The sequence below is a fragment of the Bifidobacterium sp. genome (genome assembly GCF_051876855.1).
GTDB lineage: Bacteria > Actinomycetota > Actinomycetes > Actinomycetales > Bifidobacteriaceae > Bifidobacterium.
Genome location: NZ_JBJEIH010000123.1, coordinates 3,344 through 19,788, shown reverse-complemented (window position 1 = coordinate 19,788; position 16,445 = coordinate 3,344). Strand labels below are relative to the sequence as shown.

The window sequence follows — 16,445 nt, the reverse complement described above, 5'->3', positions numbered from 1 at the left end:
AAGCGATCCAGTCCACAACAGGACCAACCACCATCCACCGGCGGCCACGGTCACATCGGAAAACCACGAGTTTCCAATGAACCGACTGCATCATCACTATCACATACCCTCAGCCCAGTCGCCCATGCTGACTGAACCACGGACCAAATCGGAAAACGACACCCGGAACCCAATCCAGTCCACAACAGGACCAACTGCGACGCGCCAGCCAGCCACAATACTCCCGCAAAACCGCAGAATACCAACAATCCCATAAACACACGGAGAACAGCCACCGGCACACCGGCCACACAACCGACCAAATCCGCGAACCAAACCGCGAATCACACCACAACATCGGAACCAGTCCACACCAACACCCACCAACACCGGGCCACCAACCACAGCACCACCGCGAAACCACGGAATACCAATAATCCGCACACACCACGATAATTAATCATTGCCAAGCGAGCCGCTTGAACCACCCGAACCACGGACCAAATCGGATAACGACGCCTGAAACCCGATCCAGTCTGCACCAGCACCGGACTCGGCCGCCAGCGTAACCGGCTGGGCACAGAAGCAGGAGACCCACAACGGTTAACGCAACACCCCCAACAACGTGATGGCCCGAAACACCACCGATGCAGTGTTCCGGGCCATCACGCGTTTGCTAGCAGATAGCTGTCAGCCGTTATTGCCCGCTCTGACCGCTTCCCTGCTGGTTGTCCGTTCCCTGCGACGTCGAGCCCGAGGATGAGGACGTTGACGACGATGCCGACGACGACGCAGACTTGGTGGTCAGCGTAATCGAGGCGCCCTTATCCGCCTGCGTTCCGGCAGTCGGGTTCTGCGCGGTCACCAGATCGGTGTCCTTCGCACCCTGCGTGGAGTTGGACACCGTGAAACCGAGACCTTCGAGCGTGGACTTCGCCGACGCATACGTTGCCCCGACAACCGAGGGGACAGTCACCTGTTCCTTGCCCTTGGACACGTATACGTTGATTGTGGATCCCTGCTCGATTGAGGTGCCAGGCACCGGGTCAAGTCGCGTCACCGCGCCGGAAGGCACCGTATCGGAGTTCTCCTCCTCGACAGACGTGTTGAATCCGCGCTCCTGCAAGGTCTTGAGGACCGTATCCTTCGACTGGCCGACCAGGCCATCAGGCACCTTGGTCATGCCCGAAGAGATGTACAGCAGAATCGTCGTGCCCTTCGACTGCTTGGACCCGGCCGCCGGGCTCGTACGCGTCACATTGTCCTTGGCCACCGTGTCGCTGTCCTCAGTCTGCGTGCTCGCGGCCACCTTGAATCCGGCCGCTTCAAGCGCCGAACGCGCATCATCCTGCGATTTGCCGCTCACATCAGGAACCGTTCCCGTTGACGGTCCGGCCGAGAACCACACTTTGACCGTCGAACCGGCTGCCACCTTCTTGCCGCCCGCCGGGGACTGCTTGGTGAACGTGCCCTTCGGCTCGGTGGAATTCGTATCTGTTTCCACCTTGATCTTCAGCCCCGCCGCCTCAAGCTTCGCCTCAGCGCCCGCTTCGGTGGTGGAGGAGGAGAAGGTCGGGACAGTGACCATCTGCGTTTTCTTGGAATGCGTAAGCGCAAACACGATACCGCAGATTGCGGCAATCGCGACGATGGCACAAACCACGGCGATGATGATGCGCTTCTTCTTGCGCTTCTGTTCCGCCTCACGCTGCTGCGCACGCGTTTCACCATCTCCCGTCTCCACGAAAGGATTCGTGGTCACCGGCATCACCGGATTGGTCTGCGTGGTGACTTGCGGAGGGGTCATCACCTGGGTCGCAGTCTCGCCGCCGCGCGCCACGGGGTTCGCCAAATCGGTCAACTGGTTGAACGTCGCCGCAATCGGCACGCCGCCGTTCATGAAGGTCAGAATGTCGTTCTTGAACTCGGTTGCGGTCGCATACCGGTTCTGGCGGTCCTTCGCCATGGCTTTCGCGCAGATGTTGTCCCACATCTTCGGCAAGCCGGGAATCACTGCGCTCGGGGGAGTCGCAGCCTCGGAGACGTGCTGGTAGGCGATGGCGACCGCGGAATCGCCGGTGAACGGCGGACGGCCGGTCAGCATCTCATACAGCACGCAGCCGGCGGAATACAGGTCGGATCGCATATCGACAGTCTCACCGCGCGCCTGCTCGGGGGAGAGGTACTGCGCGGTGCCGACCACACCCTGCGACTGGGTCATCGTGGCGGCGGAATCGTCCAAGGCGCGCGCGATGCCGAAATCCATGACCTTGACGACACCTTGGTCGGAGATCATGATGTTGCCGGGCTTGATATCGCGGTGGATGATGCCCATGCGATGCGAGTATTCGAGCGCGTTGAGCACCCCAAGCATCACCTGTTCGGCGTCACGCTGGCTGAGTGGGCCGTTGGCTTTGATGATGTCGCGCAGGGTCTGCCCCTTGACGTATTCCATCACCAGATATGGCACCCGCTCGGTCTGCCCGCTGTCGTTGACGATGGTCTCCTCGCCCGAATCGTAGATGTTCACGATGTTCGGGTTGTTCATCTGCGCAACCGAATGGGCCTCACGGCGGAACCTCGTGAGGAAGATCTCGTCATTGGCGAGGTCGGAGCGCATGATTTTGATGGCGACGGTACGTCCCAGACGCTTGTCGAGCGCCACACGCACCTCCGCCATGCCGCCCCGGCCAACGAGCTGACCGAGCTGATATCGGCCGTTCGCCAACGAAGTGGGTACACTGCTGCTCATTGCTGCTCCTTCCATTGCGGGCGGAATGTCGAACTCACTGTCCGCGGCTCCGCAGTCCCGCTAATGAATACTTGTTTCGGCTGCTGTCCGTCCGGCATACCTGCCGTGGCCGCCGCGCCGACATGCGGCGTACTGCTCACCCTTCGGGGCAGACGCCCGTGGGACGGCACGATGGTCGTGTCGTCGCTCAGTTTGGTTTCCTGGTCCATCAGCCGCCGATCAATACGTGACAGCGTGCGCGACACCACGAGAGCGTCTTTCGGACGATCCCGCGGATCCTTGGCCAGCATGGACATCACAAATTGCCGCAATTGCAAATCAACCGTGTCAGGCAACGGCGGAACAGCCTCGTTCACATGGGCTGCCGCGATATCGACCGGGGTCGCTCCGGTAAACGGGCGATGCCCGCACAGCCCCTCGTACGCCACGACTCCCAGCGAATAAATGTCCGACTGGGCTGTCGCCTGCTTACCCTGTGCCTGCTCGGGGGAAATGTATTGCGCTGTACCGACCACCATGCCATCTTGGGTGATTTGTTCCTGATTTGTGGAGTACGACACGCCGAAATCCGTGATTTTCACTTCTCCATCATCGGAAACCATGATGTTCGCCGGTTTGACATCGCGGTGAATCACGCCATGCGAATGGGCCACAAACAGTCCACGCGCCACCTGAATCAGAATCGGCAGCAACTCGGTGGGGTCCATCGCGCCTTTTTCGTGATAGATATCCGCTAAGGATTTGCTCGGCACGTATTCCATGACGAGGAAGCCGATGCCATCATGCTCGTAGTATTCGAACAGCGCGGCGATATTGGGATGAGCGAGGTTCGCGGAATTATGGGCCTCGGCACGCAAACGACGCAGCTTCGCCTCACTGTTGGCCGCGTCGCTGCGCAGCGCCTTGATGGCGACAGGGCGCCCAAGCTGGATATCGTAGCCCTTCCAGACTTCGCCCATACCACCTTGCGCAAGTCTGCGGTCCAAGCGATAGCGGCGATGAATCAGCTGTCCTTCAATCAGTTTCACTGCTTCAACGCCTCCTCTATCACCTGCTTCATAATCGGCCCGGCAGCGGTAACACCGAATGTATTGACATTATGTACCACAACAGCGACCGCGATCTGCGGGTTGTCTGCGGGAGCGAAGCCCATCACCCATGCGTCGGTCGATTGGTTGCCCGCGCCGATCTGCGCGGTGCCGGTTTTCGCCGCCACTTTGACGCCGTCGATGGCGAGCGTCGGGCTTTCCTTGGTGACCACGTCCTCCATCATGCCGGTCAGCGCGGAAGCGGTGTTCGAGCTCATCGCCTGGGACATGACCGTGGGGCTGGTTTCCGAAATCGTCGACAAATCGCTTGCGCGCACCCGGTCAACGAGTGTCGGCTGCATCAGCGTGCCGCCGTTGGCGATGGCCGCGGCGATCATCGCGTTCTGCAGCGGGGTTTCGAGCGTATCACCCTGGCCGATGGACGCGAGAGCGAGCTTGTCCGAAGGCAGATTCGACGGGAAGGTGGAGGCGACCGCCTTCATCGGGCTGCCGGTGGAAGCGGAACCATCCACGGTGATCGACTGGCCGAATCCGAGCTTTTTCGCCTGTTCGGCAATCGCATTCTCGCCGAGTGCGACACCCAGCTGGGCGAACGCGGTGTTCGACGAATAGGCGAGGGCGTCGGACAGCGAAATCTGCCCGTTGGTGCCGTTCGCCGCCGGGGTGGCGTTCGTCAGCTGGGTCGCCGTGTTCGGCAGCGTGTAGGCGCTGCCGGCGGGAATCTGGGTATCGGCCTGGTATTTGCCACTTTCTAACGCCGCCGCCGCGACAACCGTCTTGAACGTGGACCCGGGCGGATACAGTTCCGAAATCGTGCGGTTGAGCATTGGATTAGTCGAGTTCGATGTCAGCTGAGCGTAAGCGTTGTTGACTTTCGCCGTATCATGCTGTGCAAGCACATTCGGGTCGTAGCTGGGCGTGCTCACCATCGCGACGATTCTGCCGGTCTTCGGTACGATGGCGACAACCGCGCCGTCATAGCCTTGGCTGGAGAGCGCCTGATAGGCGGCATCCTGAAGTTTCGTGCTGATGGACGTTTCGATGGATGCGCCCTTGTTTTCGGTTCCGGTAAGCAGCGCCTTGAATTTCTGTACCGCCAGCGCGTTTGACGTACCGCTGAGCAACGCGGCTCTCGACGCTTCGATGCCGCGGTCGGCGTTCTGGCTGATGGAGAAGAAGCCAGTGACGGGCGCGTATTCCTCACCACTCGAGTAGGAGCGCTGGTAGGAGAACGCATCGTTCGAAGGGTCGGACTTCGCGAGGACGGTACCGTCGGATGCGAGAATCGACCCTCGCGGGGCGCCGAACTGGTAGTACAGCGCGCGACGGTTACGCGGGTCGGAATTCAGTTCGTTCGCGCGGAATGCGGTGAATACCGTGGTGGAGCACCCCAGAATCACGAACAATATGACGACAATGGTGAAAATCTGCCTGAGGCTCTTGTTCATCGGGCTCCTCCTTTCACCGTTCGCGGCGTGGATTGCGGCGGCGCCGGGGGAGTCGGGGGAGTGCCGGCGTTCCCGTCTTGTGCGGCCTGGTTCTGCGCGTCATCGACCTGTTCTGCCTGAGCCCCGCGCGTCGGCCAATGGCTGGTCGTCGTTGCCGGAGAATCATCATCGGCGAAATCACGCCAATCTGCCCAATCACCCTGTTCATCGTGATTGTCTTGCTCTTCGGCATCATACAGCCCTTCCGACTGCGATGCGTCGTCAACCATGATGGTCGGGGCATCCTCGATTTGGGTTGCCTGTTCGGCGTCTTCTGCGTCTTCGGCGTGGGCCGCATGGGCCGCATGGCTTGCGTGAGCACCGTGCCGAGGCTGATTTTCATCGTCCTTGGCGGCCTGCGCGGCTGATTTGGCACGTTCCTTGAGCTCATGGTCGCGCAGCACGGCCAGAGCCTCATACTGGAAGGTGTCGGAAGTCAGCTCGGGTTCGGGCTTGTTCGCGGCATTCGAAATGATCAGCAGCAAGGTGATCAGAATGTAATTCGCAATCAGCGAGGAACCGCCGGCGGCCATGAACGGCATGGTCAGACCGGTCAGCGGAATCACCAATGTAATACCGCCCACGACGGTGAACACCTGCACGGCCATCGTGAACACCAGTCCTGAGGCAAGCAGCTTGCCGAATCCATCCTTGATTTTCATCGCGGTAATCAAACCGGAGGCGATGATCACCAGATACAGGGCGAGCACGGCCAGCAAACCGGTCAAACCAAGTTCCTCGCCCACGGACGAGTAGATGAAATCGGAATTCGCCAGTGGCGTCAGACTCGGATGCCCTTGCCCGAGCCCGGTGCCCATTAAACCGCCGGACGCAAGGCCAAACAGGCCAGTCACCAACTGCTCGGAGCCGCCCTGGCGGTTATACACCTTAGCGTCGAAGGGGTGCAGCCAGGCGTCGATACGGTTGTCCACATGCGCGAACATGCGGCTGGCGATGACCGCACCCGCCGCGAATGCGAGAATGCCAATGACGATCCAGCTCTTCCGTCCGGTCGCCACATACAGCATGCACACGAACATCGCGAAGAACATGAGCGACGTACCCAAATCACGCTGAATCACGAGCACGCCCATCGACATGGCCCAGACCACTACGATCGGACCTAAATCCTTGATGCGCGGCAGTTGCAGACCCAGCACCTTCTTGCCGCCGACAGCGAGCTGGTCACGGTGGTCGAACAGGTACGCGGCGAAGAAGAACGCAATGAACAGCTTGGCGAATTCACCCGGCTGCAATGAATACGAGCCGATGCCAATCCAGATCCGGGCGCCGCCGATCGTCTTGCCCAGACCCGGAATCATCGGGGACAGCAACAGTACGATGCCGGCCACCATGCTCACGTACGAGAACCGCCTGAGCACGCGATAATCACGCAGGCAGACCACAAGAATGCAGCACAGCACCAACGCCAAGCACAGCCAAATCAACTGTCTCGTGCCGACATGCGTGCCTTTCTGCTGGTCGATGCGAGAAATGAGCGTGATGCCGATGCCTGTCAGCAGCAGCACGCACGGCAGAATCGACTGGCTGGCGTACGGCTGGAATTTCAGCAACAGCGACCACAAGATGATGAATAGCACCGCGACAACGCCCAGCAGCATCATGTATTCGCTTGGGAACGACCCAACGGTGCGTTCAAACATCTGGAAGAAGCCGATGAAGCTGACCGCCATCGCGAACAGCATCAACGACATCTGGCGCAGACGAGTGACGATCATCCAATCACCGCCCATGCATCGGCGGACCATACGGCCGCGCCTGATATGGGGACCAGGGGAACGCGCACCGCAGCCGGGCTGGATGCGGCGGACGGGCTTGCCGATCCGCTTGCCGAGGGGCTGGCGGAAGAGCTGGCCGAGGGGCTCGCCGACTTGGAATCGTTGGAATCCGTAGACCCCTTGTTGTTTGCCTGCTCGGTCGCCTTGAAGTTCTTCATCTCCTGCTCAATCAGCTTGACATGGCTGCGTGCCTCGTCCAAACTGTCCACGGCGATTCCGTCATGTAGCTGATCGCGCCAAGACTGCGGCAGGGACGACACCTTGATGTCGGTGTCCTGGATGGCGTGGGACAGCTCAACGCCGAACACATTCGTCGGAACGCCCTGATAAATCGACACGACGCCGTCATGCTCGCCGATGTAATACTTGGTCTGGCTCCACCGGTAGCCGGCGAAAGCCAAACCGACCAACGCGGCGACGATTACGACGACACCGATGACAATACCAAGACGTGACAGATGGACGCGCTTGCGGTGCGCCCGCTTCTGCTGCGCCTGCTCGCGCTGGATGGCCTTCGCCACCTCCGGATCGTTGGGATCGGCGGATATACGGCCGTCGCGCTTCTTGACGACGGGGATTTCACCGGTATCGGTATTGGGAATCTCGCCGTTTTCCTCACGCACCTGCGAAGGCTGTGCGACACGGGATTTCGGGCCTTGCTCCTCTTCCTTAGGCGCCTTGTCTTTTCCTGCGTGCACCGCGCCTTGGACCAGCGCCGCCGCACGCTGCGCCGGCGAGCTCTTGCCTGCTCGCAGAACCGGAGCCGAAGCGACCGGCTTATGCATGATATCGGCAATCGTTTCGAGGCTGGCACTTGCCGCTCCGCCAATCAACGGGGTCTGATGCGGCAAATCGAAGGCGTCGGCGTCAAGAGCGAGCGTGGCATCACCGATCACCGCAGTCACGTTATCTGTGCTGCCGGCCTTCAATGCCATGGATACCAAGCGCTGCGCGCATTCCTCCTGATCGGAGACCGTGCTGAGCATTTCTTCGATAGTCGAATCCTCGAGCACGCCACACAAGCCGTCCGAGCACAAGAGCCAGCGGTCGGCCGGATGCGCCTCGCAGATGGCGATATCCGGGTGGGGGTCGATGTCAAAATCGCCGAGCACACGCATCACGACGTTGCGCTGCGGATGATTGCGCGCCTCGGCTGGACTGATGCGGCCGGTGTCGATCAGATGCTGTACGTAGCTGTGATCGGTGGTCATACGCGACAGTTTCCCGTCGCGAAGCAGATACGCGCGGGAATCACCGATATGCGTCAGCACCCAGTACCCGGAGACCAAAGCGACAGCGACCACCGTCGTACCCATGCCGGCGAGCTTACGTTCATGCTTCGCTTTGCCAACAATCGCATCATGCGCAGCCATCACGGAGGTTTCCATCATCTGCGCCACAGCTTCCACACTGCTTTGCTCGTCATCCTGTTCGATATGGGCAAGCGAACGAATGGCGATGGTGGACGCGGTATCGCCGCCGGCATGGCCTCCCATGCCGTCGCACATGGCGATCAGGCGTTCCCCGGCGAAGGAGGAATCCTGGTTATTGCTGCGAACCGTACCGACATCGGAAACGGTGGTCGAATAAAGGAACAACGTCTGCTTGGCTGCATTCGGCATCAGGCATCACCTCAGCTCGAACGTCGTGGCGCCGATACGGACAGGGACGCGAGCGGGCAACACCGTCGGAGCGCTGATACGGCGCTGATTGACCACCGTACCGTTCGTGGAGCCAAGATCCTCAATCACCCACGAGCCGGCTGTGGGATCAAGATAGACACGGGCGTGATGCGAGGACACGAATTCGTCATCAAGCACGACAGTATTGGACGCCGCACGGCCGAGGGTGATCGGCGCGTTCCCCAGAGGAACGGAACTTCCGGCGAGCGGGCCGTCTATGACGACCAGCAAGGTCGGCTGGGCGGATTGACGCGGCGTTGGCGCGGATGATCTGCCCGCAGGCGGCGCTGCGGGTGTGGGACTCTTCGACGCCTTGCGCGCTTTACGATCACGGCGACGACGCGACAATGATTTGTGGGGACTGAACGTCTCGATGTCACGACGCAAGGAACGTACGACAAGCCAGAGAAACACCCACAACAGGATGAGATACCCGTACTTGAGGATTGCGAAGGTAAGTTCGGTGGGCATAACGAAACTCGCTCTCAGGCTGGGTCAGTCCTGATCCTGCGACGAAGCCCAATACAGGATGCGGGTGCGGCCGATGGTAATGGTGTTGCCGTCAAGCAACGTGGCCGCGGGAATCTGATGCCCTTCGACGAATGTGCCGTTCGTCGAGCCGAGATCGCGTGCGATCACGCCGTTATCGGTGATGTCGATTTCAAGATGCTTGCGAGAGATGCCTGGGTCGTCAATGACGATGTCGCAGCCGGAACCACGGCCAATCACCGTCTTCGGCTTGGTCAGCAGATACTGGCTGCCGTTGATTTCGAGCATCGGGCTGTCCTGCGACTGGTTGTCGGTTGTGACGGGTACTGCGTTGCCCTGCACGGATTCCGAACTCAGCTTGAAGTTGCCTTTGCTGAGGTCAAGATCCTCTTCGAAAATCACCACAACTGGACCGACAAAAGCATAATTCTGGCTCTTGGCGTACTGGGTGAGATTATCCGCAAGCTCATTGGCAAGCGCCTCGCTGCCCCACTGTTCAATCCGATCGAAATCAGGGGTGCTCAGCTTAAAACGGTACTCATTCGGGGCCACCGTGCGATCGCGGCCGACCGGCATGGCTTCAGCGTCGATCTCACGCTCGAGGGCGCTTGACAGGTCGACGGGCTGCAGGTCCTTGGACCCGAACTTCGAAAACACACCGTTGACGGCGCCTTCCACGCTCTTTTCAAAACGGTCGAGAACGCTCATAGTGATCCCTTTCTATATCCTCGTCCATCCTACGCTGTGTCGCCACCACGACCAAAATCGGACGCCAATACTTGCAATTTCTTCATTCAATGGTGCGCGGATGGTGATGCCGCCCAGAAAGCGGGCAGGAATTACGCTCACGGGAATTTGTGGGAAGGACCGGGCGAGGTGGGATTGGGAGGTGGGGTGGGGTTTGGGGGAAGGGTTGAGGGCGGGGTGAGGAAGGGGTGAGAGAGATGGGTTGAGGTGGGGTGTTGGGGAGGGTTGAGAGAGGTGGGTTGAGGTGGGGTGCTGGGGAGGGTTGAGAGAGGTGGGATTTGAAAGAGGTGGGTTGAATTGAGTTGGGAGGGCTTGGTGTTGGGGGAGACAGGGTTTGAGGAGGTGGGTTGGGTTGAGAGGGGATTGGAAGAGATGGGTTGAGGCGGGAGGAGTGAGGTTCGGGGAGGCGGGGTTGAGGTGAGGTGAGGGTTGGGGTGGAAGAGGTGGGTTGGGAGAGATGGATCGGGAGAGATGGGAGAGATGAAAGTAGTTCACCAGGCTTACCGGGGTGGCATATTTGATCATTGCGTTCACGGGGCGGGGAAGGGAGCCGGGATTGTGAGAGGATTCTTCAGGCCATCAGGAGAAGGGCGGAATTGTTGAGGGAACCGGGCGCCCCGGCACCGAATCGGGAATCACACGCCGAAATCGGAACCAGTCCGAGCAGGAGCAGGACTGCACCCGGCCACCACCCATGACAACACCGAAAACCTTGGAATTCCAACGTTCAGGCCACATCACAACAATCAACCATTGCCGGCCCCACGGCCTGAATCCACCAAACCATGGACCAAATCAGAGAACAAGACCCCAAAACCGATCCAGTCCACAATTGCACCAACCTTCACGACCCCACCCACAACAGCCACATCACAAAACCGTGGAATATCAACAATCCATCCGCACCGGACATCAAACTGCAAGCCCGTAACCCGCCAACCTGTCCGAATCCATGGACCAAATCGGAGAACACGGGACGAAATCGGAACCAGTCCGAGCAGGAGCAGGACTGCACCCGGCCACCACTCATGACAACACCGAAAACCTTGGAATTCCAACGTTCAGGCCACATCACAACAATCAACCATTGCCGGCCCCACGGCCTGAATCCACCAAACCATGGACCAAATCAGAGAACAAGACCCCAAAACCGATCCAGTCCACAATTGCACCAACCTTCACGACCCCACCCACAACAGCCACATCACAAAACCGTGGAATATCAACAATCCATCCGCACCGGACATCAAACTGCAAGCCCGTAACCCGCCAACCTGTCCGAATCCATGGACCAAATCGGAGAACACGGGACGAAATCGGAACCGGCCCTCAACAGCGACGGACTATATTCGGCCTTCGATCGCGGCGCCAACACGAAACCGCGGAACCCCAAGGACTCACCGTCGCCTCGAAGACTGGCCGGCGGCGTACCAGACACGCATCCGCCCGAACCCGCGGACCAAACCGGAGAACGAGAGCCGAAAACCAATCCAGTCCACGCCAACACCGCCCGACAACAGACCCTCAGCCACAGCACCACCATAAAACCGCAGAACACCAACAATCCACCAGCACCACGAAAACCAGCCACCGGCACACCAGCCATCCGACAACCCAAACCCGCGGACCAAACCGGAAATCGCACGACGAAAACGGAACCAGACCACGTTCGCTTCCGCAGACACCCGGACACTCGCCACGACACCACCGCAAACCCGCAGAATCCCCTGATTTACTTGCACCACGGCAATCAACCACCACCAGAACGACCTACCGAGCAAGCCGGATAACGGACTGAATCGGAAAACGAAACGCGAAACCGCCCCCGGTCCACACCTGCATCGGCCATCACGCACCCAGCAACCGCGACCACACCGCAAAACCACAATTCAATGAACACAAACAATGTGAGGGCGAGGCAGAAGGCTGAGGCTGCAGGCGGGGATGTGCGCGGCATGCGGTTGTGTGAGCGAGTCCTCACACCGACACACCCGCAGACGGCCAATCCGCAGGGCTGAACATCCTCCAATCCCCACGGTGTGAGCGAATCCTCGCACAGGAGACATCAAACGCCAGAACATTGATGGTCCGAGCCATCGCACTGCCCGGCGCACTGCCCGGCGTGTGAGCCAATCCTCACATTGACACACCAGAGGGCGACGATTTCGCGAATCCATACGGCCTGCCGCCCCACCATGTGAGCCAAACCTCACACAACCACATCCACAGGCGGTCAAACGCCCAGTCCAGACCACCTCGGCAGTCATTGTGTGAGCGAATCCTCACACCGACACACCCGCAGACGGCCAATCCGCAGGGCTGAACACCCTCCAATCCCCATCGTGTGAGCCAATCCTCACACAGGAGGCATCAGACGCCAGCAAACCGACAGTTAGAGCCATCGCACTGCCCGGCGTGTGAGCGAATCCTCACACAACCACAGTCGAGGACAGCCAACCAGCAGATATCAGCCATCACCAGCGCTACCGTGTGAGCCAATCCTCACACGATGCCACCGCCCAAGCCGAAGCACCACATTCACACTCCCAATCCCACCCGCTTCCGACAACCGGACGCCTTCCTCGCAAGTCCGCACCAGAGTAGGCTGAAAGCATGAGTGAACTTCATACGCCCGCAGTCCGCCCCGCTGGCGACGACTCGGCCACCACGGCCACGCAAGGCATCCCCGTCAACACAACATCTGCCGCATCAGGCATCTCAGACTCCCAGCCCACCGCTCAATCCGCCATCGAACAGTTCCCGGAGCACAAAGCCCGCACCCTGCGGTTCACTTGCGGGGCACCGCGTTCGGCGACCGTGATCGGAGACGGTTCCCGGGCGTTGTTCCTGCGCTCCGACGGCCCGGAGGACACCGTCACATCCCTGTGGCTGAGCACATTCGACACCGCCGCCGGCACGCACGAGGAAATCATGCTCGCCGACCCGCGCGAATTGCTCCCCAACACCGACGCTGAAGAGGTTCCCGCCGCGGAACGGGCCCGCCGCGAGCGCGCACGCGAAGGCGGCCAAGGCATCGTGTCATATTCGGTCGATGCGGCAGGCGACCGCGTGGTCTTCACCATCAACGGTCAGCTGTTCCTCACCCAGATCGACGATGACGGCTGCGGGGCGCGCACACGGCAGCTTGCTGTTGACGCTCTGTCTGCGACGCCGGACGCTGACGACACCCCGCACATCGATGACGCCCACGCCCATCACACCTGCGCTGACGAGGATGACACCTTCGACACCGCAGACGACACCGATCCGAACGACTTGCTGCCGGTGCTCAACCCCCGCATCAGCCCGGACGGCCGCCATGTGCTGTACACCACCGGCGAGCATCTGGTCATGGTGGATATCGCGGATTGGCCGCAATCCAACGAATCCGAATCCGAATCCGGAGAATCCGGATCCGGAGAATCCGGCGCGCCCAACACGCCCGACAGCCCCGCCATCACACCGCTTCACGACGGCATCCGCGCAATCTGGGGCGTCCACAACGGCCCCGACCCCGCGGAACACACGTGGAGCATCGGCCTCGCAGAATTCGCCGCCGGCGAGGAAATGAACCGGTATGACGGATTCTGGTGGTCGCCCGACTCCAACGCCGTCATCTTCGAAACCTTCGACAGCTCCGCGGAACCGACTTGGTATATCAGCGATCCCGCAAATCCCGACCACAACGCGACCTCACGTCGTTATCCACAAGCTCTGACCCGCAACGCGGACGTCTTCCTCACCCTTGTCGACCTTGAATTCGACGGGCACGGCCACTACAGCGGCATGGACGCCCGGCGCATCGCGTGGGACCGCAAGGCGTACGAGTATCTCGCCGTCGTGCGGTGGATGGCAGGGCATCGTCCGCTGCTGCTCGTGCAGAACCGGCTGCAGAACCACGATCAGGTACTCCAAGTCGAACACAACGGCACCACCACCGTGCTCGAAGAACACACGAACCCCCAGTGGCTCGATCTGATCGCTGGAACGCCGGCATTCACCCCGGACGGGCGCCTGATATGCGCGTTCAACGACATGGATACGGACACTAACCGTCTCACCGTCGGCGGCTTGGCGTTCACTCCGGTCGGCTGGCAGGTGCGCACGGTTCTGGACGTCGGCGACACCGACGTGCTCGCCGTCGTGCAACGTACACCCGATAATCCGCAGGCCACCGACGTTCCGGACGCGTGGGCCGACCAGGCGGACGAACACGACGCCCGCAGCTTCGACGTGGTGCGTCTTGGCTATGACGGCTCAATCACGCCGGTCACCATGTCGCCAGGCGTGTGGACCGCATCCCGCGCCGGACGCGGAATCGTCGTATCCGGCAGGGATATGGATCATGCGAAATCGCAGATGGTCCATCTTTTCGCGCTCGACGCCGACGGCGACCCCACGACCGCGGACCGGTTCCCCACACTTGACAACCATCTGCGCGCCGACATCGCCAATCATGCTCAAACACCAGGATTCACGCCGAATACACGGTTTGTCAGATTGGGCGAGCACCGGCTGTATACCGCCATCACCCGGCCGAGCATCGATAGCCCGTACGCAGGCGCACAACGACTGCCCGTCCTACTCAAACCGTACGGCGGCCCAGGCCATCAGGAAGTCACACTCAGCCAAGCAGCGTACTGGGATGCTCAATGGTGGGCGGACCAAGGTTTCCTGGTCGTCACCGCCGACGGGCGCGGCACAACCGGCCGTGGACCGCGATGGGATCGCGAAATCTTCCACGACATGAAGCGCGTCACACTCGCCGACCAAGTCGAAGCCGTACGCGCCTTGCAGGAGGCGGCCCCGGAAGCGGACACTGACCGTGTCGCGATGATCGGCTGGTCGTATGGCGGATTCCTGTCCGCGCTCGCCGTGCTTGACGCGCCGCAAATCGTGCAGGCTGCGTGCGCCGGCGCCCCGCCCACCGACTGGACCCTGTACGACACGCATTACACCGAACGGTATCTCGGCCTCGACCCGGAAACCTACCGGTCCAACAGCATCATCGAGGACGCGCCCGGGCTGAGCCGTCCACTCATGCTGATCCACGGGTTCGCAGATGACAACGTGAGCATCGCCAACTCGCTGCGCCTGTCGCAAGCCCTGATGGCCGCCGGCAAGCCGCACACCTTCCTGCCGCTCACCGGCATCACCCACATGACCAACGACCCGACAGTCGCGCGTAACCTGCTCATTTTGCAGCGCGACTTCCTGATGCAGTCGCTGGGCATGGCACCGCGGGCATAGCGAGCATAGCGGGGACAACAGGGCAGCAGGGACAGCAGCAATCACAACACCAACGCGCTGATGAAGCCGGGGTATTGGTCATTTGGGAGGCGAATGGCCAATACGCCGGCGACCCCGCTTCGACTACAGTAGGTGGCATGACCATTCCGCTCATTGACGAAAGCCATTACCAGGCGCAGATGGATACCGTCGTCATGCCCGCACTCAGGCAGTGCAGCACCGAAGGATGGATGGACCCCGCGCAGGCGCCCGGGCTAGACAAACCGGCGAAAGAAGGCAAACTCCATTACGTTTGCTACGACGCCAAGGAATTCGACAAGCTCAATATCGAAGGCGCCACGGCGATGTTCAACGGGGCGATCGTCATATCACACGGTTTCACTGAATTCGCGACGAAATACAGCGAAATGATCTGGTATTTCCTGCTCGCCGGATATTCCGTGTGTTTCTTGGAACACCGCGGACACGGCCGTTCCGTACGCGATATCGATAATCCGTCCCTGGTATGGATTGACGATTGGCATCGATACGTCGCCGACCTCAACAAATTCGCTTTCGAAGTAGGCCGGGAATACGCGGGCGGACGACCGCTGTTCCTGTACAGCCATTCGATGGGCGGCGGTATCGGCGCCGCGCTGCTGGAAACATACCCCGACACCTTCGACCGGGCTGTCCTGTCCAGCCCAATGATCGCCCCGCAGACGGGAATGCCGAATTGGATCGCGTATCTGCTCTCAAGCCTGATGTGCATACTCGGAATGGACAAGCATATCGTGTTCGGACAGAACGAGTTCACCCCCGAACTTGATATGAATGATTATCCGGGGGCGTGCGAGGCGCGGGTGCGCTGGTATCAGCAGCAGCGAATCGACGACCCGCACAACCAGACGTATGCGGCGACCTTCGAATGGGTGCGACAGTCGTTGAAACTGTCGCGTGCCGTGCAGAAACCGCAGGCGTGCGCGAATATCGACACCCCGCTGCTCCTGTTCCAAGCGGGACACGACCAGTGGGTGCTTAACGAAGCGCAGAACCGGTTCATCCATTGGGTGCGCAACGCCGGGGGAAATGCCGAACTCGTGCGCTTTCCCAGCTCACTGCATGAGATCTTCAGCATGCCGAATGAGATTCTTGGGGCCTATCTTGAGCGGATTCTCGCGTTCTATGCGGATGTGGACGAGCTCGCCCATGATTGATGTGCCGGGGTTCCG

Annotated in this window: 9 protein-coding genes; 2 read left to right on the top strand and 7 right to left on the bottom strand. The window is 60.4% G+C overall.

Annotation, left to right across the window (positions count from 1 at the left end; genetic code table 11):
• Positions 1-676: 676 nt before the first annotated feature.
• The 7 genes from pknB to ACI38B_RS08050 are packed head-to-tail and all read right to left on the bottom strand — an operon-like array spanning position 677 to position 9,945.
• Positions 677-2,731, bottom strand: coding sequence for a Stk1 family PASTA domain-containing Ser/Thr kinase (gene pknB / locus ACI38B_RS08080; protein ID WP_439730289.1), 2,055 nt, complete (start codon positions 2,729-2,731; stop codon positions 677-679).
• Positions 2,728-3,759: a serine/threonine-protein kinase gene (locus tag ACI38B_RS08075; protein ID WP_439730288.1), complete on the bottom strand. Its 1,032-nt coding sequence runs from the start codon at positions 3,757-3,759 to the stop codon at positions 2,728-2,730. The genes pknB and ACI38B_RS08075 overlap by 4 nt, the downstream gene beginning before the upstream one ends.
• The gene (locus ACI38B_RS08070) at positions 3,756-5,228 is read right to left on the bottom strand and encodes a penicillin-binding transpeptidase domain-containing protein (protein WP_439730287.1); all 1,473 of its coding nucleotides are present in this window, start codon (positions 5,226-5,228) and stop codon (positions 3,756-3,758) included. The genes ACI38B_RS08075 and ACI38B_RS08070 overlap by 4 nt, the downstream gene beginning before the upstream one ends.
• Positions 5,225-7,006, bottom strand: a complete 1,782-nt coding sequence (locus ACI38B_RS08065; RefSeq protein ID WP_439730290.1) for an FtsW/RodA/SpoVE family cell cycle protein — start codon at positions 7,004-7,006, stop codon at positions 5,225-5,227. Before ACI38B_RS08065 ends, ACI38B_RS08070 begins: the two co-directional genes overlap by 4 nt.
• Positions 7,003-8,688: a BofC C-terminal domain-containing protein gene (locus ACI38B_RS08060; protein WP_439730286.1), complete on the bottom strand. Its 1,686-nt coding sequence runs from the start codon at positions 8,686-8,688 to the stop codon at positions 7,003-7,005. Before ACI38B_RS08060 ends, ACI38B_RS08065 begins: the two co-directional genes overlap by 4 nt.
• 6 nt (positions 8,689-8,694) lie before the next feature.
• Positions 8,695-9,219, bottom strand: a complete 525-nt coding sequence (locus ACI38B_RS08055) for an FHA domain-containing protein FhaB/FipA (RefSeq protein ID WP_439730285.1) — start codon at positions 9,217-9,219, stop codon at positions 8,695-8,697.
• A 24-nt stretch (positions 9,220-9,243) separates the two neighbouring features.
• A complete protein-coding gene (locus ACI38B_RS08050) occupies positions 9,244-9,945 on the bottom strand; it encodes an FhaA domain-containing protein (protein ID WP_015449566.1) in 702 nt (233 codons plus the stop codon).
• Positions 9,946-12,597: 2,652 nt separating this feature from the next.
• Between ACI38B_RS08050 and ACI38B_RS08045 the strand changes: the two genes are divergently transcribed.
• Both ACI38B_RS08045 and ACI38B_RS08040 read left to right on the top strand, forming a co-directional pair.
• On the top strand, positions 12,598-15,234 hold the full coding sequence (locus ACI38B_RS08045) for an alpha/beta fold hydrolase (RefSeq protein ID WP_439730284.1): 2,637 nt from the start codon (positions 12,598-12,600) through the stop codon (positions 15,232-15,234).
• Positions 15,235-15,371: 137 nt separating this feature from the next.
• Positions 15,372-16,430, top strand: a complete 1,059-nt coding sequence (locus ACI38B_RS08040) for an alpha/beta fold hydrolase (protein WP_439730283.1) — start codon at positions 15,372-15,374, stop codon at positions 16,428-16,430.
• Positions 16,431-16,445 lie beyond the last annotated feature (15 nt).

Bases quoted from the DNA above. Each gene is read 5' to 3' on its own strand.
- pknB (WP_439730289.1), bottom strand. From the start codon at position 2,731: ATGAGCAGCAGTGTACCCACTTCGTTGGCGAACGGCCGATATCAGCTC.
- ACI38B_RS08070 (WP_439730287.1), bottom strand. From the start codon at position 5,228: ATGAACAAGAGCCTCAGGCAGATTTTCACCATTGTCGTCATATTGTTC.
- ACI38B_RS08065 (WP_439730290.1), bottom strand. From the start codon at position 7,006: ATGATCGTCACTCGTCTGCGCCAGATGTCGTTGATGCTGTTCGCGATG.
- ACI38B_RS08060 (WP_439730286.1), bottom strand. From the start codon at position 8,688: ATGCCGAATGCAGCCAAGCAGACGTTGTTCCTTTATTCGACCACCGTT.
- ACI38B_RS08055 (WP_439730285.1), bottom strand. From the start codon at position 9,219: ATGCCCACCGAACTTACCTTCGCAATCCTCAAGTACGGGTATCTCATC.
- ACI38B_RS08050 (WP_015449566.1), bottom strand. From the start codon at position 9,945: ATGAGCGTTCTCGACCGTTTTGAAAAGAGCGTGGAAGGCGCCGTCAAC.
- ACI38B_RS08045 (WP_439730284.1), top strand. From the start codon at position 12,598: ATGAGTGAACTTCATACGCCCGCAGTCCGCCCCGCTGGCGACGACTCG.
- ACI38B_RS08040 (WP_439730283.1), top strand. From the start codon at position 15,372: ATGACCATTCCGCTCATTGACGAAAGCCATTACCAGGCGCAGATGGAT.